18 protein-coding genes are annotated in these 19744 nt (G+C 42.9%); 11 read left to right on the top strand and 7 right to left on the bottom strand.

The annotated features are described in order from the left end of the window. Window positions 1-13 precede the first annotated feature (13 nt). From ACYQ0C_RS07510 to ACYQ0C_RS07500, 3 genes are read left to right on the top strand one after another with little or no spacing between them, the layout of a single operon-like run. Window positions 14-718: a hypothetical protein gene (locus ACYQ0C_RS07510; RefSeq protein ID WP_016276761.1), complete on the top strand. Its 705-nt coding sequence runs from the start codon at window positions 14-16 to the stop codon at window positions 716-718. A gap of 14 nt (window positions 719-732) precedes the next feature. Beyond that, window positions 733-1161 carry a hypothetical protein gene (locus ACYQ0C_RS07505; RefSeq protein ID WP_244964579.1) on the top strand — a complete coding sequence of 143 codons (429 nt, stop codon included), beginning with the start codon at window positions 733-735 and terminating at the stop codon, window positions 1159-1161. Between the two features lie 34 nt (window positions 1162-1195). Further along, the gene (locus ACYQ0C_RS07500; RefSeq protein ID WP_016276763.1) at window positions 1196-2983 is read left to right on the top strand and encodes an IS1182 family transposase; all 1788 of its coding nucleotides are present in this window, start codon (window positions 1196-1198) and stop codon (window positions 2981-2983) included. Here the strand turns inward: ACYQ0C_RS07500 and dnaK are convergent. Together dnaK and ACYQ0C_RS07490 are read right to left on the bottom strand one after the other, a co-directional pair. Next, window positions 2953-4872, bottom strand: a complete 1920-nt coding sequence (gene dnaK / locus ACYQ0C_RS07495; RefSeq protein ID WP_016276764.1) for a molecular chaperone DnaK — start codon at window positions 4870-4872, stop codon at window positions 2953-2955. The genes ACYQ0C_RS07500 and dnaK overlap by 31 nt on opposite strands. A gap of 341 nt (window positions 4873-5213) precedes the next feature. Continuing rightward, entirely contained in the window at window positions 5214-6005 is a 792-nt protein-coding gene (locus ACYQ0C_RS07490) for an META domain-containing protein (protein WP_016276765.1), read from the bottom strand. Between the two features lie 427 nt (window positions 6006-6432). Between ACYQ0C_RS07490 and ACYQ0C_RS07485 the strand changes: the two genes are divergently transcribed. From ACYQ0C_RS07485 to recA, 3 genes are read left to right on the top strand one after another with little or no spacing between them, the layout of a single operon-like run. After that, window positions 6433-7626, top strand: coding sequence for a saccharopine dehydrogenase family protein (locus tag ACYQ0C_RS07485; RefSeq protein ID WP_016276767.1), 1194 nt, complete (start codon window positions 6433-6435; stop codon window positions 7624-7626). 3 nt (window positions 7627-7629) lie between these two features. Further along, a complete protein-coding gene (bcp, locus tag ACYQ0C_RS07480; protein WP_016276768.1) occupies window positions 7630-8076 on the top strand; it encodes a thioredoxin-dependent thiol peroxidase in 447 nt (148 codons plus the stop codon). A 12-nt stretch (window positions 8077-8088) separates the two neighbouring features. After that, complete coding sequence (gene recA, locus ACYQ0C_RS07475) at window positions 8089-9132, top strand: recombinase RecA (protein WP_016276769.1); 1044 nt, start codon at window positions 8089-8091, stop codon at window positions 9130-9132. Between the two features lie 162 nt (window positions 9133-9294). Here the strand turns inward: recA and purT are convergent, their stop codons facing one another. The 3 genes from purT to ACYQ0C_RS07460 form a co-directional block, all read right to left on the bottom strand. Continuing rightward, on the bottom strand, window positions 9295-10473 hold the full coding sequence (purT, locus tag ACYQ0C_RS07470; RefSeq protein WP_257205113.1) for a formate-dependent phosphoribosylglycinamide formyltransferase: 1179 nt from the start codon (window positions 10471-10473) through the stop codon (window positions 9295-9297). Between the two features lie 87 nt (window positions 10474-10560). Further along, entirely contained in the window at window positions 10561-11607 is a 1047-nt protein-coding gene (locus tag ACYQ0C_RS07465; RefSeq protein ID WP_016276771.1) for a PspC domain-containing protein, read from the bottom strand. A 12-nt stretch (window positions 11608-11619) separates the two neighbouring features. Then, window positions 11620-11946: a PadR family transcriptional regulator gene (locus ACYQ0C_RS07460; protein ID WP_016276772.1), complete on the bottom strand. Its 327-nt coding sequence runs from the start codon at window positions 11944-11946 to the stop codon at window positions 11620-11622. 179 nt (window positions 11947-12125) lie between these two features. Between ACYQ0C_RS07460 and ACYQ0C_RS07455 the strand changes: the two genes are divergently transcribed. Then, window positions 12126-12623, top strand: a complete 498-nt coding sequence (locus ACYQ0C_RS07455; protein WP_016276773.1) for a GNAT family N-acetyltransferase — start codon at window positions 12126-12128, stop codon at window positions 12621-12623. Between the two features lie 20 nt (window positions 12624-12643). Next, window positions 12644-13360: a DNA alkylation repair protein gene (locus ACYQ0C_RS07450; protein WP_016276774.1), complete on the top strand. Its 717-nt coding sequence runs from the start codon at window positions 12644-12646 to the stop codon at window positions 13358-13360. 104 nt (window positions 13361-13464) lie between these two features. On the opposite strand, the gene ACYQ0C_RS07445 is transcribed toward ACYQ0C_RS07450, so the two are convergent. Together ACYQ0C_RS07445 and ACYQ0C_RS07440 are read right to left on the bottom strand one after the other, a co-directional pair. Continuing rightward, complete coding sequence (locus tag ACYQ0C_RS07445; RefSeq protein WP_016276775.1) at window positions 13465-14715, bottom strand: PNGase F N-terminal domain-containing protein; 1251 nt, start codon at window positions 14713-14715, stop codon at window positions 13465-13467. Between the two features lie 114 nt (window positions 14716-14829). Beyond that, window positions 14830-16347, bottom strand: a complete 1518-nt coding sequence (locus tag ACYQ0C_RS07440; RefSeq protein WP_016276776.1) for a DUF4301 family protein — start codon at window positions 16345-16347, stop codon at window positions 14830-14832. A gap of 143 nt (window positions 16348-16490) precedes the next feature. On the opposite strand from ACYQ0C_RS07440, the gene ACYQ0C_RS07435 reads away from it, so the two are divergent. The 3 genes from ACYQ0C_RS07435 (at window position 16491) to ACYQ0C_RS07425 (ending at window position 19587) form a co-directional block, all read left to right on the top strand. After that, the gene (locus ACYQ0C_RS07435; protein ID WP_016276777.1) at window positions 16491-18704 is read left to right on the top strand and encodes a RelA/SpoT family protein; all 2214 of its coding nucleotides are present in this window, start codon (window positions 16491-16493) and stop codon (window positions 18702-18704) included. 21 nt (window positions 18705-18725) lie between these two features. Beyond that, entirely contained in the window at window positions 18726-19079 is a 354-nt protein-coding gene (locus ACYQ0C_RS07430; RefSeq protein WP_016276778.1) for a diacylglycerol kinase family protein, read from the top strand. Between the two features lie 94 nt (window positions 19080-19173). Then, window positions 19174-19587, top strand: coding sequence for a DUF1573 domain-containing protein (locus tag ACYQ0C_RS07425; RefSeq protein ID WP_016276779.1), 414 nt, complete (start codon window positions 19174-19176; stop codon window positions 19585-19587). Window positions 19588-19744: the final 157 nt, after the last annotated feature.

The raw sequence follows: 19744 nt of genomic DNA, 5'->3' as shown, positions 1-19744 counted from the left end.
AAACAATAAATCTATGGGAACATCTTTCATACCACTCAGTGCAATAATTGCCATTTTGATTATTGCCTTTTTGTTTGCCTCCCTACCACAGGTAAATTATAAAACACGATACAGAGTGCTTTATGCAATAGCCATCATCATGCTATTTGCCGTTATTCCTATCAGTGAGTATATGACTGAAAATACCAAAAATTCACACAGCAATTATCTGCTTGTTCTGATATTCGATATTGCAGTAGGTTATTTCTGTATGTACATTGCCGCATTACTGAAATTCAATGTCCTTAAACGAAAGAATCAAGCATTAGAAAATGCCTTGACCGAAAAGCAACAAGAAAATGTAGCAATTCTATTGGAACATCAGAATGAAAAGCAACAAGCACTTCAGCAAAGAGAACTTGAATGGTTAGCAGATAAAATCAAGATGTTCACCGAAGAAGAACAGAAAGCTATTCTTGCCAGTGCTTGCGCATTTGCAGAACACAGTTTGATAGTCATCACTCCCTCAATATCTATTCAGCAAACAGATACATGTAGTCAACAAGATCTTATGTATTTTGTTTGTTCTGCTTTTTTCAACATAGGTAAGAAGCGTAATGATATTGTAAGTTTCTTATCTCAGGTCTTTCCGCTTTACTTTCCTGCAGGAGAAAAGGTATTGGCTAAAAAGATGCCGGGATTGGAAAGAGTAAAAGAGAGAAGGGAGAAAGAAAAATAAGTAAAATAATGATTATGGAAAAAGAAATAATCATATCAACAATACTTGACGTTTGCAAAGACATGGGTCTAAACTATATAACCAAAGTAAAGTCTGCTACATGGAATGCAGATGTTGTTGTTGAACATGATACATACAAAGTGGCTTTCAACGTGTGCAAATGTCCTCGCAATGTAGAAGCCACATACAAAGCTATGCGTAAAGAACGTGTTTGCGGATGTTGGATACTACTGCCAGCCGTAAACTCGTCTTATCAAGAACAGAGCCTGCCATGTTTTAATCTTATACCCCAAACAGATAAGAAGCTTGTTTGTCTCAATTCAGTAATGAATGATAATTCTAATAATCAAATAGAATTATCAAGGAGGTGTGTCAAAATGCACACCTCTTTTTTTATGCACAAAGCCCCGACTTTCACAAGCAGGGGCTTTGTTATTACATAAAGATTTTGTATCTTTAGGCATAACATTTTATACTATGACAAAGATACATTTTCGTCCTTACAATTCCAACCAAACAGTGCTTTTTCCTCCAAGAATAGACGAGGATATTGCAGAAAACGAACCGGTGCGCATGGTTAACGCTCTGGTTGAGAGCCTGAACCTTGAAAGTTTCAGAAAGTTGTATAAGGAATGCGGCCGCAGCCCTTACCATCCCAGGATGATGCTCAAGGTCATTCTGTATGCCTATATGAACAACATCTACTCCTGCCGGAAAATCGAAAAGCTCCTTCACCGTGACATCCATTATATCTGGCTTGCCGGATATGAGAGACCTGATTTCATCACCATCAACCGTTTCCGTAACCGGGTGAAGAAGGAAATCAACGAGGTGTTTACCCAAACCGTACTCCTTCTCTCTTCCAAAGGCTTCATCAGCTTGAATGTGGAATACATTGACGGGACAAAGATTGAGTCCAAAGCCAACAAGTATACTTTCGTCTGGCGGAAAACGGTTGGGCGGAACCGTGAACGTCTGATGAAGAAGATACATGTCCTGTTGGAACAGATAGACGATGACATCGCCCAGGAGAACTCATCGGAAAGCAATGAGGAGATTGATTTCACTCCGGCCATGCTGACTGAAATGGCGGGAGAATTGCGTCAAGCACTCGAACAGGTTCCTGAACCCTCCACGAAAGAGGAAAAGACTGCGTTGAAAAAGAAACGCAAACAGCTGAAGGAGCTGGAAGAGCACAGGGACAAGCTGCAGGAATACGACAACCGTCTGGACACGCTGCAGGACAGGAACTCCTATTCCAAAACGGACAATGACGCTACTTTTATGAGAATGAAGGAGGATGCCATGCGTAACGGCCAGACAAAGCCCGGTTACAACCTCCAGATCGGCACCGGGAACCAGTTCATTACTGACTTTGCACTCTTCCCGAACCCTACGGATACACTGACCCTGATACCTTTCCTGCAATCCTTCTCAAGCAGATATGACAGGCTGGCCCATACGGTGGTTGCCGATTCCGGCTACGGTTCTGAGGAGAATTACCGTTTCATGTCAGAAAACGGTATGGAAGCCTACGTCAAGTACAACTACTTCCACATGGAACAGCGGCCGAGGTTCAAACCGGACCCGTTCAAGGCGGAAAACTTCTACTACAATGAAGAACATGACTTTTGTATCTGCCCCATGGGACAGAAGATGCAAAGGATAGGGACTAGACATGTGAAAACAGCATCCGGATATGTCAGCGAAAATGCCAGGTACAGAGCCATCAGATGTGAGGGCTGTCCGCTAAGATGCCGATGTTTTAAAGCAAAGGGGAACAGAACGATAGAGTTGAATCACAGACTCAGAGAATACAAGCAAAAAGCCAAAGAGCTGCTCTGCTCAGAGGAAGGACTGAAACACAGAGGACAGAGATGCATAGAACCGGAAGCCGTGTTCGGACAAATGAAAAACAATATGAATTACAAACGTTTCCGCCATTTTGGAAAGGATAAGGTCTTCATGGACTTTGCCTTCTTTGCCATTGCCTTCAATATAAAAAAGATGTGTGCAAAAATGACTAAAGAAGGTATGGATTGGCTGATTAGACCGTTTTATGAGCTTACAGTTGTTCTATTTAGATGTTGCGAACACATAAACCAAAGAAATCCTCAAAAGATCGCAGTTAAAAAAAATGAGTCGATTTTTATAGTCAATGAAAAAAAGAAGGCGCATCGTGTATTACGACACACCTTCTTGCTTATTGTTTATTATCTGTTTCCTTATCGGAATCATTTGACCTCCTCAAAGTCCGCATCCTGAATATCTTCTTTATTATTAGAAGAAGATCCCTGATTAGCCTGTTGTCCTGCACCTGCACCCGGACCAGCCTGAGCACCACCTTGTGCACCACTCTGAGCATACATTTCAGCGCTGGCAGCCTGGAATGCTGTGTTCAGTTCAGCCATGGCAGTATCAATTGCAGCCAAATCCTGTGCCTTATGAGCATCTTTCAGTTTTTGAAGAGCAGCTTCAATCGGAGCTTTCTTGTCAGCCGGCAACTTGTCGCCCAACTCCTTCAATTGATTTTCAGTAGAGAAAATCATAGAGTCAGCCTGATTCAATTTGTCAATCTTTTCACGTTCCTTCTTATCTGCTTCTGCATTAGCTTCAGCTTCGGCTTTCATCTTTTCAATTTCCTCCTTGCTCAAACCAGAAGAGGCTTCGATACGAATAGCTTGTTCTTTGCCGGTAGCCTTATCCTTGGCAGATACTTTCAAAATACCGTTAGCATCGATATCAAAAGTTACTTCAATCTGAGGAACACCACGACGGGCAGGAGCGATACCTGTCAAATTGAACTGACCGATTGATTTGTTCTGTGAAGCCATCGGACGTTCGCCCTGAAGTACGTGGATAGTCACTTCGGTCTGGTTATCGGCAGCTGTAGAGAAAGTCTCACTCTTACGTGCAGGGATAGTAGTGTTTGCATCAATTAACTTAGTCATTACACCACCCAATGTTTCAATACCCATTGACAACGGAGTAACATCCAGCAATACAACACCCTTGATTTCATCTGTCAAAACAGCACCCTGAACCGCAGCACCTACCGCAACTACTTCATCCGGATTCACACCCTTAGAAGGAGCCTTGCCAAAGAATTTTTCAACCAATTCCTGAACAGCCGGAATACGAGAAGAACCACCCACAAGGATTACTTCATCAATATCAGAATTGCTCAGACCGGCATCGCTCATAGCTTTCTTACAAGGTTCAAGACAAGCTTGAATCAAGTTGTGAGCCAAAGCTTCGAACTTAGCACGAGTCAAAGTTTTAACCAAGTGCTTAGGCATACCGTCTACCGGCATGATGTACGGCAAGTTGATTTCTGTTGAAGTAGAAGAAGACAATTCAATCTTTGCTTTTTCCGCTGCTTCTTTCAGACGCTGCATTGCCATCGGATCTTTTGTCAAATCCGCACCTTCATCATTCTTGAATTCCTGTACCAACCAGTCAATGATCACTTGGTCGAAGTCATCACCACCCAGATGGGTATCACCATTAGTAGAAAGTACTTCGAACACACCACCACCAAATTCAAGGATAGAGATATCGAATGTACCACCACCAAGGTCGAATACAGCAATCTTCATATCTTTGTGAGCCTTATCCAGACCGTAAGCCAAAGCGGCGGCTGTCGGTTCGTTCACAATACGTTTTACTTCCAGACCTGCAATCTGACCGGCTTCTTTAGTGGCCTGACGCTGTGAGTCGGAGAAGTATGCCGGAACGGTGATAACGGCCTCTGTCACTTCTTGCCCTAAATAGTCTTCGGCTGTTTTCTTCATCTTCTGAAGAATCATAGCTGAAATTTCCTGTGGAGTATAAAGACGTCCGTCAATATCTACACGCGGAGTATTATTGTCACCTTTCACTACTTTATAAGGAACGCGGGCTATTTCTTTCTGTACCTGATCCCAAGTTTCACCCATGAAACGTTTGATTGAGAAAATAGTACGCTGCGGGTTAGTGATTGCCTGGCGTTTTGCCGGATCACCTACCTTACGTTCGCCACCGTCAACAAACGCAACGATAGACGGAGTGGTACGTTTACCTTCGCTGTTTGCGATTACTACCGGTTCGTTACCTTCAAATACTGAAACACATGAGTTTGTGGTTCCTAAGTCAATACCAATAATCTTTCCCATAATTGTATATCTTTTATTTATTTGTTTTCAATTAAACTGATTTCCCGACGAATGGTTCACGAAGGTTTTCTTTTTTCTTCCGTGCACCAACCGCACGTCCTTCATAAAACAAACGGTATGCCAAAAACAAGAATATGACAAAGGCTGACAAAATGACTGATTTATCTATTATATGAGACTTTCAGATGGATTTATACAAGGCAAGAATGTCAGATTTCCACCAAACAGAATACCAGTCAGCACCCTACTACCACCATGCCATAAATGCAACCGGCCTGTTTCCTCATAAACGAGAAAACAGGCCGACCCACATCATTTTGGTATATATATATATGTATAGATTATTGTTTCTTCAACACCAGCAATTCATTTCCATTTTCACCTAACAAATAGACCTTACCGTCTTTCATGCTGAAACGTCTTGTTTCATTTAAAGCATTCAACACAATAGTTTCTGTTTCCATATCGGGACACATCATCATAGTAGCAGCAACATTACCAAATTTCAAAGAATTAGGCTTTCCATCTTCCTGCGTCAATGCACCATTAATGGTGTTGCAGCCTACATTACCGTAAATACGGCTTTCGTCCAAATTAAAACCGATGAAAGGAGCAACGTCGGCTGTACCTACTATTTTCTTTCCGTTCACCAGTTCAACAGCCCATTCACCTGAAAGATCGGACAGGGATACTTCCGGATCCGCCTTCTTCTCCAAAGTCATCAACGGCTGGCCATCCTGGTTGCATAGAGATATCACCTCGGGCTTGTCAGAAACCGTCTGAAAAGAAGTCACTTTATCCAATGCACTCAAAACCATCTGCTCGGTCTTCATATCAGGACACATCATGCGGGTACTTCCTATCTGCCCCAATTTCAATGCGCCCGGCTTCAGTGAATCAGCTTCAAAACTTCCCATCATGCGGTTACATCCGCTATTTCCATAAATACGTTTCTGAGCTACATCAAAACCGATAAAGGGCATTCTCTCTGTAGAAATTTGTTGTCCGTCCACTTCTGTGATATTCCATTCGCCATCCAATGAAGATATAGACAACATATTCTTTCCACTACCACAAGACACTATCAATGCTCCGGTACAAACAGCCATAAATTTCAATACTAATTTTCTCATACTCTTTTTTTTGTTAAATCCGTTAGTTTTGCGTACAAAACTAACTATTTTATTTCTCACTGCAGCAATTACACCTGAAAATTTTATGCTTTATATCAATTTATATATACTAACACCTAAAATAACAAAAAGGTTTGTTGACCATTTTGGAATCTGATAACAAACTGTAAGCTACGCACTTCTGTACAAACTTGGATATATAGCCACACTTCACAGCAAGACAAAACATCAGTCGAACCGCCGAAGACCTCACAATATTTAGCCTTAACAACAGACAGCCGCCTCTGGCTGCAAAAAGAAAAACCTTGGATTTCACCCATAAGAAACTGGACCGTATCAACTAATACCCAAAATATTTTGTTATCTTTGCCCAGTGAACGGTAATATTTGCCGGGCATTTTATTTTAACAAGAATAAAAAACAGCAAATGGGTAAAGTATTAATTATCGGTGCAGGCGGTGTAGGTACTGTCGTAGCACACAAAGTGGCTCAAAATCCGGATGTATTCACTGACATCATGATTGCCAGCCGTACAAAATCAAAATGTGATGCAATCGTAAAAGCTATCGGCAATCCTGCTATCAAAACGGCACAGGTAGATGCGGACCATGTGGATGAACTGATAGCCCTGTTTAATAGTTTCAAACCCGAAATCGTCATCAATGTAGCTCTGCCTTATCAAGATCTGACCATTATGGAGGCTTGTCTGAAAGCCGGAGTGAACTATCTGGATACAGCAAACTACGAACCGAAAGACGAAGCTCATTTTGAATACAGCTGGCAGTGGGCTTACAAGAAACGTTTTGAGGACGCAGGACTGACAGCCATACTAGGTTGTGGATTCGACCCGGGAGTCAGTGGCATTTATACAGCCTACGCTGCAAAGCATCATTTTGACGAGATGCACTATCTGGATATCGTGGACTGTAATGCCGGTAACCATCACAAAGCGTTTGCTACCAACTTTAATCCTGAAATCAATATCCGCGAGATTACTCAGAACGGACGCTATTATGAAGACGGCAAATGGGTGACTACCAAACCACTGGAATTTCACAAGGATCTGACTTATCCGAATATCGGCCCTCGTGATTCCTACTTACTGTATCATGAAGAACTAGAATCATTGGTTAAGAATTTCCCGACCATCAAACGTGCCCGCTTCTGGATGACTTTCGGTCAGGAATATCTGACCCATCTGCGTGTTATCCAGAATATCGGTATGGCCCGTATTGACGAAATAGATTATAACGGAATGAAAATTGTTCCGTTACAGTTCTTGAAAGCCGTACTTCCCAACCCACAGGATCTGGGAGAAAATTACGAAGGCGAAACTTCTATCGGATGCCGCATCCGGGGTATAAAAGATGGAAAAGAACGTACTTACTACGTTTACAACAACTGTAGCCACCAGGAAGCCTACAAGGAAACCGGAATGCAGGGAGTAAGCTATACAACCGGAGTTCCTGCCATGATTGGAGCTATGATGTTCCTGCAAGGGTTGTGGAAACGTCCGGGAGTATGGAATGTGGAAGAGTTTGACCCCGATCCATTTATGGAACAACTGAACAAACAAGGTTTGCCTTGGCATGAAGTATTAGATGGTGATTTGGAACTTTAAAATATGAACATAGGAGATAAAGCCCCGGAAATATTAGGCTTGAACGAGAAAGGAGAAGAAATTCGTTTAAGTGATTATAAAGGAAAAAAGATAGTACTCTATTTTTATCCTAAGGATATGACATCGGGTTGTACTGCCCAGGCATGTAACTTACGTGATAATTACGCCGAACTGCGTGCCCATGGTTATGAAGTAATCGGTGTCAGTGTGAACGATGCCAAATCGCATCAAAAATTCATAGAAAAGAACGAACTGCCCTTCACTCTTATTGCCGATACCGACAAGAAATTGGTAGAACAATTCGGAGTATGGGGAGAAAAAAGTATGTACGGACGCAAATACATGGGTACATTCCGTACGACTTTCATCATTAACGAAGAAGGCGTGATTGAACGTATCATCTCTCCCAAAGAGGTGAAAACAAAAGAACACGCACAACAAATTTTATAAACCAACAGATTTATGGCAAAAAAAGATAACGAGGAAATTCCATTCTCAGCAGGTCCGGGTGCCGGAAACAGCGAGAAACTGAAAGCACTGCAAGCTGCAATGGATAAAATAGAGAAAACTTTTGGTAAAGGCTCTATCATGAAAATGGGTGATGACAACGTACAGGAAGTGGAAGTAATTCCGACCGGATCTATCGCCTTGAACGCTGCATTAGGGGTAGGTGGATATCCCAAAGGCAGAATCATAGAGATTTATGGTCCCGAATCATCCGGTAAGACTACATTGGCTATCCACGCCATTGCTGAAGCTCAGAAGGCAGGTGGCATTGCAGCCTTCATTGATGCCGAACATGCTTTCGACCGTTTTTATGCGGCCAAACTAGGAGTGGATGTAGATAACTTATGGATTTCACAACCCGATAACGGTGAACAGGCACTTGAAATTGCTGAGCAACTGATACGATCATCCGCTATTGATATCATTGTTATCGACTCCGTAGCAGCATTGACTCCGAAAGCTGAGATTGAAGGAGATATGGGTGATAACAAAGTAGGTTTGCAGGCACGCTTGATGTCTCAGGCTTTGCGCAAGCTTACATCAGCCATCAGTAAGACCAATACGACTTGTATTTTTATCAACCAGTTGCGTGAAAAAATCGGTGTCATGTTTGGTAATCCGGAAACTACTACCGGTGGTAACGCTCTGAAATTCTACGCTTCCGTACGTTTGGACATCCGTCGTTCCACTCAATTGAAAGATGGTGAAGAAGTAATCGGCAACCAGACTAAAGTAAAAGTGGTGAAAAACAAAGTGGCACCTCCTTTCCGTAAAGCCGAATTCGATATCATGTTTGGTGAAGGTATCTCAAGAGCTGGTGAAATCATTGATTTGGGTGCTGATTTAGGCATTATCAAGAAAAGTGGGTCATGGTACAGCTACAACGAAACCAAACTGGGACAAGGACGTGACGCTTCCAAACAAGTTATTCAAGACAACCCCGAATTAGCAGAGGAACTAGAAGGTCTGATTTTTACAGCACTGAAAGAGCAAGAATAAATCGTTCTTACTCACATAGGCGTGCCTATAGCATTATGACCTGTAAACAATAAAATTTAAAAGCCCCAGCTTGTGAAAGTCGGGGCTTTGTGCTTAAAAAAAGGAGGTGTGCATTTTGACACACCTCCCCTTCCTTTATTTTATATCCATCAATACAAGATATTAATACACCTCTACCTTTGCAGCAGCAGCCTTGCACTTGTCGCGCAAAGCGTCCAAGTCACTGCCATTAGGAGCATAACAAACCACAACCCCCATACGGCGGTTCAATTTTGTATAAGGTTTACCAAAAATACGGAGATAAGTATTTGTTTCCTTACAAACTTCCTCTTCACCACGATAGCGGGGAGCTTCCTTGCTGGCAATAGGAGAAAGAATCACCGCACTAGCCCCTATGCGTTCTTGTGTAATTTCAGGAATAGGAAGTCCTAACACTGCCCGCAGATGCAACTCAAACTCATTTAAATTCTGAGTACCCGCCAAAGTCACCATTCCGGTATCATGCGGACGGGGAGAAAGTTCGGAGAAATAAACCCCGTTTTCATGACTAAGGAAGAACTCAACCCCCCAGATTCCAGCACCGGTCAGAGCTGCCGTCACTTTATCAGCCATACGCTGTGCTTCCTTCAAATATTCGGGATCAATATGCGCAGGTTGAAAACTTTCCCTATAGTCTCCCCCTTTCTGTACATGTCCGATAGGCGGGCAGAACAAAGTAGGACCGTTTTTCTGGGTAACGGTAAGTAAAGTGATCTCGCTGTCGAATTTAATAAATTCTTCTATAATCAGTTCCTTAATGTCACCACGGCTGCCCTCACAACCATAATGCCATGCTTGTTCCAGTTCATCCGCACTCTTGACCAAAGACTGCCCCTTGCCCGATGAAGACATCAAAGGCTTCACCACACAGGGGAAACCGATTTCTTTCGCAGCCTCTTTCAATTCCTCCAAAGACTTGGCATAAAAATATTTTGCAGTTTTCAAGCCCAGTTCCTTAGCCGCCAAATCACGGATAGCCTTACGGTTCATTGTGAAGTTCACCGCACGAGCACTCGGTACGACCTGAATACCTTCCTGTTCTAAATGATACAAACGTTCGGTACGTATCGCTTCAATTTCGGGTACAATGATATCCGGCTTGTGCTTGGTTACCACTGCATCCAGTGCATCACCGTCAAGCATGCTGAACACTTCAAATTCATCTGCCACCTGCATAGCCGGAGCTCCTGCATAAGAGTCACAGGCAATGACATACTGCCCTTTACGTTTTGCCGCAATAACGAATTCTTTACCCAATTCGCCGGAGCCCAACAATAAAATCTTCTTAGTCATAGTATTTATATATGTTTGATATTCCTTGCAAAAAACAGAGAGTGGGAAACAAGACAACTCCCCACCCCAACTTTCCGCGTGCAAAGATAGTGTATTTTATAAACTATACGATATCATTGCCGCAATATTTGGATCATTCAGTACAAAGAAAACACCCACTCCCAAAGCGATGAGCCACAATACGATAAATATGACTTTGGTTACAACAGACATCGGCTGCCAACCTCCAAAATAACGCATCAGCATGTGTATCAGTCCTATAATAGGGATACCGATAACTAGAATACCTGCAACGGACATAGCGACAGTCAGCCCCGGAGAAGCACCCACCGTAGCCCAATTTACCGCAGGCATCACCTCATAAAGTACCGCAGGCAATGCTGCAATCAGCCCCGTGGCCGCCATCAGCAATGCAAAAAAGACAATCAATAACACAAACAAAACAGGCGCACAGCAAATGGCAATAAAAACAAGCAGAAACTTGATAAGGAATCCGGCTACAGCCACAATCCCCTCCCCTATCTTCTGCAAGATGCTCCGGGGACGATCCGAACGTACATAGTTGTTCACTTTTTCAAATCCGTCAGTTACAGTCTTGCCTATATTTTCCACATTAATGGCAATTCCTTTCATGGCAAGCTTCTCGGGAGCGGTGCGTGCCGTAGGAATAATAATCCATGCTATGATGTATACCAATATCATCCCACGGACAAAGAAAGCAAAAATCAATAAAATGATACGTACCGCAGTCACATCCCATCCCATATAAGCGGCCAGTCCGGAAGCAACTCCACCCAGCACTTTATTGTCCGGATTACGGAACAGGCGGCGTGCAGCAGTTCCTTTTTGTCTTTCCGGACCGAATGTTTCTTCATTTTCTTCACCGGAAATATCTTCGGGTTTGCCCATTCGGGCTATGATTTCTTCCACATCTTCAATCGTAATGACCTGTTTGCCTTCATTCAGACGGTCGGTAAACAGCTCTGAGATGCGCAATTCCATATCATGTACTATTTCTTCCGCACCTTCCTCCCGATGAAAGTGAATACGTAGATTAGCTAAATAGTTATCCAGCAAATGGTAAGCGTCTTCGTCTATATGATAAACGGTGCCTCCTAAATTTATGGTTAAAGTCTTTTTCATTGTATCCTGTTTTTAATTGTTTTTTAAATGATTCACCGTATTCGTCAACTCCTCCCAGGAAGCTTCCAATCCGCTAAGGAATGCTTCACCCTGAGGAGTGAGATTATAATATTTACGAGGTGGCCCCTGAGTGGACTCCACCCATTCGTATGAGAGCAAGTCATCGTTTTTCAGCCGAGTAAGCAGCGGATAAAGCGTTCCCTCTACTACAATGAGCCGGGCTTCTTTCAATTTCTGAATGATATCCGAAGCGTATGAGGACTCTTTGTGCAACAACAACAAAATGCAATATTCCAGCATTCCTTTACGCATCTGAGATCGTACATTATCTACATTCATAATCTATAGTACTTTGTTTGACACAAATATATGTATTATATTAGTACCTTGTATTACATAGTTCTATTATTTTACATAAATTAATATTAAAACAGATAAAAGGAAGGAAGTTGCCTCCAATTTTTGAACAAAAAGTTTATCTTTGCCTCCTGTTATAATGCTAAAAAGACATAAAGATCATGTTTACCATACAAAAAGCGACAATCAATGATATTCAGTTGATTAACGAGATGGCTCAGATTGTATTTCCGGCTACCTACCGGGAAATTCTTTCAAAAGAACAGTTGGATTACATGATGGACTGGATGTACTCTCCGCAAAACCTGCAGAAACAAATGGAAGAGGAAGGACATATCTATTATATAGCCTACAAAAATGGAGAAGCTGCCGGATATGTTTCCATACAGCCTGAAGGAGAACACTTGTTCCATCTGCAGAAAATTTATGTGCTGCCCCGTTTTCAAGGTTGCCGGTTGGGCAAAGCACTATTCGAACAGGCCGTCAAGGCAATTAAAGAGATCCATCCCGGACCTTGCGAAATGCACTTGAATGTGAACCGTAACAATAAGGCATTACAATTCTACCAACATTTAGGAATGGAAAAAGTGGCGGAAGGAGATTTCCATATAGGCAACGGATATTATATGAATGATTATATTATGGGATTGAAAATCTAACCCTACTTTACAACAACAAGATGAATGAATATCGTATCAACGGATTGACCATAAAAGAAAATCTGCTGCAACTGGCAGAAAATGGGAATAAGAAATTCACCGAATCGCTGCATCCTGGAATAGAGAATGTATTGGGTATCCGCATCCCTGCCCTAAGGCGGTTAGGAGCACAGATTGCCAAAGACGATTGGGAGAGTTATCTACAGACTGCGGATACTTATTATATGGAGGAGCGTATGCTGCAAGGTATGGTAATAAGCCAGCTGAAAATGAAAGACACAGAAGCATATCTTTCGCTGGTGGCCCGGTTTGTTACCATCATCAACAGCTGGTCTGTTTGTGATACTTTTGACTTTTACGGCAAACAACGGTTTGTTGACGAGAACAAGAAAAGAGTTTGGCTATTTTTGGAAAACTGGATGAAATCCGACAAAGAATATGAGATACGTTTCGGAGTAGTAATGGCAATGGCTCATTATATTGACGAAGAGTATATAGACAACGTATTGCAATGGATGGACCGGATCTGTCACGAAGGATATTATGTGAAGATGGCTGTAGCATGGGCTTTATCCGTATGTTATGTCAAGTTTCCTCAAAAAACGATGAACTATCTGAAGGAAAATCATTTAGATGACTTTACTTACAATAAGGCACTACAAAAAATCATAGAATCTTATCGGGTAAGCACGGAGGACAAAGAAATCATCCGCAGCATGAAAAGAAAAAACAAATAATGTCCATTTACCACAAAGAGGATTTGAATCCTTCCGAAAGAAATTCACCATTCATATTCGGAAAGATTCAAACCTCTCCAGCAGCTATTAATAATCGGGAAAAGTTATTCTTCCCAAACCAAATAAGCTGAAACCAGCCAATGATTCAATTTATTGCCATCCACCTGTTGTGCCTCAGGGATACTTACCTTAAAAGAATGTTTACCGGCCGCCAAGTCACCAATAACAGCCTCCTCAGGCATCACATCGCTACCCGGACACCAATTGGAACGGGATAAATCCGAAGAAGCCAGAGGTTCTTCAATCTCTTTTGTCGTATAACCCTTATCACCTATATATGCGGCAACTCGTGGTATCAACCATACTCCCGTAGCCGGATTAAAACGGCGGAAAGAAGCACAGTCATCACGCCAAGGAATGAAATTCAACACCTCCTTGCCATCAACAGACACGATGTTTCTTTTCTCCACAAACTCATCTCCGCCACTATGTCCTCCGTGACCTGTTACAATATACTTCAAACGAACATTTCGGGCAGCTTCCGGCATATCAAAATCCATCACCACATCCTTGCGTGAGAAAATATCCGGATAAGTCTGTCCGATATAATACACCGTATTCATCAAAGGCTTCACACGGCGCTCCGGCATCACGTCGCAAGTGATCTTACTCTCCTTCACGTCCAATTCCATACTGGCCACATACCCTTCGGCAGTCCATGTATCAATATAAATTCCCACGTATGCCTCTCTCTCCAATGCCGGATAAAGATCGGTAATATCCTGCACCCAAGTCACACTCTTTTCCCATTTCGGGATATATACAGGACGTCTCTTGCTGCTCAAAGAATCATTATCCGAACTATAATACCCCACACCGAAAGGGGTCATAAAACGCATCAGTTCCAGGGTAGGCACATAATCCTTGCCCGGAACAATACCAATCATTTTTTCATATTTGGTACTGTCTACCGCAGGAAACGCCTTCTTGCCTTCGGCTATATTCATCAGATTGATCACCGATTCTTTGGGAAGTACAAAACAAGAGCCTGATTTATCCCAACGGTCACCATTAGAAGCTACTGTTACTTTCAGGGTAACATCCACATCTCTTTTATAATCGGGCAAGGTTATTTTCTTTAAAATGATACGCCCGTTTACCAGACGGATCACTCCGTCAGCATTGGCAGGAGTATAATTAGGAAAGGAGTCGGGACGAAAACAAACAGGAGTTTTGTCGAATACTTGAATATGAGTATTTCCCAATGCCGGTAATTCTTTGTGATTTGCGGCATCAGCCGGCATCATAAACGTTGCCGCCACAGCCAGTGGGGTAATAAAGGTTAGCAGGTTCATTCTTATTTATAGGTTGATAGTCAAGGGTATATAAATTAATTTTACAAAAAGCTACACAGATCTACACAAACCATCCGATCTGTATAAATCCATGTAGCCTACAATAAAAAGGGGTTATTGATGCTGTTCACGCAACAAATCATTCACAGTCTTCACCGGATTGAAAGTACTCAACGGCACTTCAACGAAAACAGTGTTCCAGTCACTCATTGCACCATTCCACAAGCCCGGAAGTTCCAATGCTTTCAGTTCTCTACCGTTCTTTGATTTATAAGAGATAAAACCTGTAGCCTTATCCACATACTTCACCAAATCGAATTTGTTCCCTTTATAATCGCGTACCGCACACACCAAATCCACCGGATTAAAGTGAGTACCTTTCTCGAACATCTCCTTCTTGGCCGGATCATTCATGTCAATCTGAGAACTTTCCAAAATTTGCAGTGAAACAGTACCATCCGCATTATAAGCTAGGAACGGGCCGCCTCCCGGTTCACCCACATTCTTCACCATACCGCATACACGCATCGGACGGTTTAACTTCTTACGCAGATAAATAACCAAATCGGCATCTTCCAAATCCTTGATATCCGGTTTGCGGCAGCATAAAGTCTGCTGTAAGAAACGAATGATCTCTTCCAGCTGCGCATGTGTATATTTACCGCCATCCAGCAATTCCAAATATTCAAAAACCTGCTTCTGCAGAGTAACCAGTACCCCCGCAATCAGTTTTTTATACGTAACAGTATCCTCTTTCAAGCGATCGGGCACCACATTATCTATATTCTTGATAAAGATAACATCGGCATCCAGATCATTCAGATTTTCAATCAGCGCGCCGTGCCCTCCCGGACGGAACAACAGTTTGCCTTTATCGCGAAAAGGTTTATTCTCCATATCGGCAGCAACCGTATCCGTACTCGGTTTCTGTTCAGAAAACGACACATCATATTCCACTCCGTACTTCTTTGCATAAACGGCAACTTTCTCCTCCACCAGCTTCATGAACAACTCACGATGTTCCGTAGAAACAGTGAAATGCACATTCACTTTTCCGGTCTTGCCTGCCGCATACAGCGCACCCTCCACCAAATGTTCTTCCAGCGGCGTACGCACACCATCCGCATACCGGTGGAATTTCAACAATCCCTTCGGCAATGCCCCATAGTTCAAGCCGGCAGCTTCCAGCAACTGGGCTACGATAGGTTTGTAATCCTTCTCCGCCATCAAAGCGTCAATATTCTTTCCCGTATTATCCATACAAGCCGCATTCAAGTCATTATAGAATGCGAAGCTATGAATATGATCGAAAAACTTCTTCTCGAAATCAGTCTTCGGAGTATTGTAATCAGCCCCCAGGAATTCGAACAAATTCTTGAACATACGGCTGGCGGCACCAGAGGCGGGTACAAACTTCACGATGGTTTTCTCACCTTCCTTATAGGTATCCCATGCTTCCAAATAAGCCTTCACTTCATCTCCGGAGGGGGCCATGACGCCTTTCTCAACAGAAGCGGCCGCATCCAGTTTCAAGAATGGGAACCCCTTTTCAAAGCAAGCCAGTTGCTCTGCAATCTGCTGCTCGGAAATTCCTTTTTTCACTAATAAGTCTTTGTCTTCAGGTGTTAACATAAGTACATGATTTTATATGGTTTAAATAAATTGTTACCTTACTCATTCACTATTAATTGCCCAAAAATACAAAAAAATGCTAGAACACTACCTAATAAATAAAGAAAAAAACTACCTTTACCCTCGAAAAGATTTCACGTGTTATGGAAGAAAAAGCATTTTTCACAGCCAAAGAGCGTGAGCAACTGTTCGCCCTCTATAAACGATTGCTGCAATTATCCGGCGACACCTTGCAGAAGGGTGATTGCCATAAGTTAAAAATACACCTCATAAAAGCAGTTGCCGAAGGTAACCTGCCACGAAACTGTTTCGGGATGAATCCTATCATCAAAGATATGCAGACCGCTGTCATCGTGGCCGAGGAAATTGGGATGAAACGGGCTTCCATCCTGGGGATCATGCTGCACGAATCGGTAAAGAACCATTTATGCACCTTAGCATCTGTACAACAGGAATATGGAGAGGATGTAGCAGGGATCATACGCGGTCTTGTGAAAATCAATGAGCTATACTCCAAAAGCCCTACCATAGAATCGGAAAATTTCCGCAACCTGCTACTCTCCTTTGCCGAAGACATGCGTGTTATTCTGATCATCATTGCGGACCGCGTGAACCTGATGAGACAGATAAAGGAGACTCCCAATATAGAAGCACGCACCCAAGTAGCCAACGAAGCTGCCTATCTGTACGCACCTCTGGCACATAAGCTGGGGCTATACAAACTGAAATCGGAACTGGAAGATCTTTCCTTGAAATATACCGAGCACGACGTATATTATCATATAAAGGACAAACTGAACGAAACGAAAGCCTCCCGTGACAAATACATAGCCGCCTTTATCGAACCGATACAGCATAAGCTGGAAGAAGCAGGATTAAAGTTCCACATGAAAGGGCGTACCAAGTCCATCCATTCCATCTATCAGAAAATGAAGAAACAGAAATGTCCCTTCGAAGGAGTGTATGACTTGTTTGCCATCCGAATCATTTTGGACTCTCACGTTGACAAGGAAAAACAAGAATGCTGGCAAGTATATTCCATTGTGACCGATATGTATATGCCCAATCCCAAACGTCTGCGCGACTGGCTCTCCGTACCCAAAAGTAACGGATACGAATCCTTGCACACCACTGTAATGGGGCCTGAAGGCAAATGGGTGGAAGTACAGATACGCACCGAACGCATGGACGAGATAGCGGAACGTGGTCTGGCAGCCCACTGGCGTTACAAAGGCGTAAAAGGAGAAAGCGGTCTGGATGAATGGCTGACCTCCATCCGGGAAACGCTGGAGAACGCCGACAGTGACCTGGAAGTGATGGACCAGTTCAAACTGGAGTTATACGAAGACGAAGTATTCGTATTCACCCCCAAAGGTGACTTGTACAAGATGCCGAAAGGAGCGACCGTACTAGACTTTGCCTTCGCCATCCACAGCAAACTGGGTTCCAAATGTATCGGAGCAAAGGTGAACGGAAAGAACGCACAATTAAAACAAACGCTGAACAGCGGCGACCAAGTAGAAGTCATGACTTCAAACACCCAGACACCCAAACGCGACTGGCTGAATATCGTCACCACTTCGAAAGCAAAAACCAAAATACGCCAGGCCATCAAAGAGATAGAAGCTCGCCAGACAGAGTTCGCCAAAGAAACCATAGAACGTAAATTCAAAAACCGCAAACTGGAATACGACGAAGCGGTGATGATGCGCCTGATAAAAAAGCTGGGATACAAAACTGTAACCGAGTTCTACCAGGACATAGCCAACGAGACAAGAGATGCGAACGACATCATCGAAAAATACCTGGAACTGAAGAAAAAGGAAACGGAAAACCGGGAAGATATCGTCTATCGCAGCGCCGAGAATTTCAGCATGCAGATAACACAGGATGACAAGACTTTCAAAGAGGACGTGCTAGTCATTGATCAGAATTTGAAAGGACTGGACTTCAAATTAGCCAAATGCTGTAATCCTATCTATGGTGATGATGTATTCGGGTTTGTAACCATCAGCGGAGGAATCAAAATACACCGTACCGACTGCCCTAACGCACGGGAGTTGCAATCACGTTTCGCTTACCGTATCGTAAAGGCGCGCTGGGCTGGGAAAAGCCACGGCAAACAATACCCCATCACGCTGCGCATTGTCGGTCATGATGATATAGGGATTGTAACAAACATCACCTCCATTATCAACAAGGAAAACGATATCCTGCTCCGTTCCATCAGCATCGACTCGCACGACGGACTGTTCAACGGCATGATGACAGTAATGGTAGATGACACTTCAAAGCTGGAATCATTAGTAAAAAAGATAAAGACTGTAAAAGGAGTAAAACAGGTAAACAGAGGATAACCCACCCAAAACCTTCAAAAAATGAATGAACTGCATAAACGACTAAAAAGCTTTACATACGCCTGGAAAGGCTTATGTAGTTTTTTAAGCAAGGAACACAATGCTTGGATACATTGCACAGCCGTCATCGCCGTAACCATTGCAGGCATCTGGTTTGAAATAACACGCACCGAATGGCTTATCATCCTCCTGTGCTTTGCAATGGTACTGGCTGCAGAAGCATTCAACACCGCTATAGAGCGTCTGGTGAACCTAGTATCTCCGGACTACCATCCTGTGGCCGGAGACGTAAAGGACGTAGCAGCAGGAGCCGTACTGATTTGCGCCATCTTTACCGCCATCATAGGGTTGATTATCTTTGTCCCTTATTTTTAAAGGTGTTAATTTACCATTTATTTCACTAACAGTTAAAGACCTTTTATAAAAAAAACAGTAATTTAGTCCCCATAATTTTTAAACAGTGGAACGAATGAAGAAAATTTTGCTTTCAACATTATTGTTAATTATAGGGTTAACCACATACGCGGCTGTATGGCAATCTCAAGGAGAAGCAGAAATAACCTTTGAAAAAACAACACATAATTTCGGTTCATTTTCCGAATCAAGTCCGAAAGTGACCTGTGTTTTCAAATTCAAGAACTCGGGAGACGGTCCCTTGGTCATTCATCAAGCAATCGCATCCTGCGGATGTACGGTTCCCCAATATCCCAAAGAGCCCATCAAACCGGGCGAAAGCGGACAGATAACAGTGACTTATAATGGTGCCGGCAAATTCCCGGGACATTTCAAAAAATCAATCACTATCCGCACAAACGGAAAAAATGAGATGACGCGTCTTTATATAGAAGGCGACATGACCCCGAAAGACGCAGCCGCAGAATAAATTTTCACATCATAAAAAGAGGATGTATCAAAACAAAAAAGATTCAAGTTTGATACATCCTCTTTTTATATCCGGAAAACACTGCCCCACCTGCTAGTATGCAAGCGAAGAAAAGCTGTTCAAGCAACCACCTATCCTCCCAACCATCCCCTCTTTT

This window comes from Phocaeicola sartorii JCM 17136 = DSM 21941 (assembly GCF_054653615.1).
This window is presented reverse-complemented; position numbering and strand designations above follow the sequence as displayed.

What these genes read in the sequence shown, in the direction of transcription:
- ACYQ0C_RS07440 (WP_016276776.1), bottom strand. Translation starts at nt 16,347, where the DNA reads ATGTTAACACCTGAAGACAAAGACTTATTAGTGAAAAAAGGAATTTCC.
- ACYQ0C_RS07435 (WP_016276777.1), top strand. Translation starts at nt 16,491, where the DNA reads ATGGAAGAAAAAGCATTTTTCACAGCCAAAGAGCGTGAGCAACTGTTC.
- ACYQ0C_RS07505 (WP_244964579.1), top strand. Translation starts at nt 733, where the DNA reads ATGGAAAAAGAAATAATCATATCAACAATACTTGACGTTTGCAAAGAC.
- ACYQ0C_RS07500 (WP_016276763.1), top strand. Translation starts at nt 1,196, where the DNA reads ATGACAAAGATACATTTTCGTCCTTACAATTCCAACCAAACAGTGCTT.
- dnaK (WP_016276764.1), bottom strand. Translation starts at nt 4,872, where the DNA reads ATGGGAAAGATTATTGGTATTGACTTAGGAACCACAAACTCATGTGTT.
- ACYQ0C_RS07425 (WP_016276779.1), top strand. Translation starts at nt 19,174, where the DNA reads ATGAAGAAAATTTTGCTTTCAACATTATTGTTAATTATAGGGTTAACC.
- recA (WP_016276769.1), top strand. Translation starts at nt 8,089, where the DNA reads ATGGCAAAAAAAGATAACGAGGAAATTCCATTCTCAGCAGGTCCGGGT.
- ACYQ0C_RS07460 (WP_016276772.1), bottom strand. Translation starts at nt 11,946, where the DNA reads ATGAATGTAGATAATGTACGATCTCAGATGCGTAAAGGAATGCTGGAA.
- ACYQ0C_RS07430 (WP_016276778.1), top strand. Translation starts at nt 18,726, where the DNA reads ATGAATGAACTGCATAAACGACTAAAAAGCTTTACATACGCCTGGAAA.
- ACYQ0C_RS07450 (WP_016276774.1), top strand. Translation starts at nt 12,644, where the DNA reads ATGAATGAATATCGTATCAACGGATTGACCATAAAAGAAAATCTGCTG.
- ACYQ0C_RS07465 (WP_016276771.1), bottom strand. Translation starts at nt 11,607, where the DNA reads ATGAAAAAGACTTTAACCATAAATTTAGGAGGCACCGTTTATCATATA.
- ACYQ0C_RS07510 (WP_016276761.1), top strand. Translation starts at nt 14, where the DNA reads ATGGGAACATCTTTCATACCACTCAGTGCAATAATTGCCATTTTGATT.
- ACYQ0C_RS07485 (WP_016276767.1), top strand. Translation starts at nt 6,433, where the DNA reads ATGGGTAAAGTATTAATTATCGGTGCAGGCGGTGTAGGTACTGTCGTA.
- ACYQ0C_RS07490 (WP_016276765.1), bottom strand. Translation starts at nt 6,005, where the DNA reads ATGAGAAAATTAGTATTGAAATTTATGGCTGTTTGTACCGGAGCATTG.
- ACYQ0C_RS07455 (WP_016276773.1), top strand. Translation starts at nt 12,126, where the DNA reads ATGTTTACCATACAAAAAGCGACAATCAATGATATTCAGTTGATTAAC.
- ACYQ0C_RS07445 (WP_016276775.1), bottom strand. Translation starts at nt 14,715, where the DNA reads ATGAACCTGCTAACCTTTATTACCCCACTGGCTGTGGCGGCAACGTTT.
- bcp (WP_016276768.1), top strand. Translation starts at nt 7,630, where the DNA reads ATGAACATAGGAGATAAAGCCCCGGAAATATTAGGCTTGAACGAGAAA.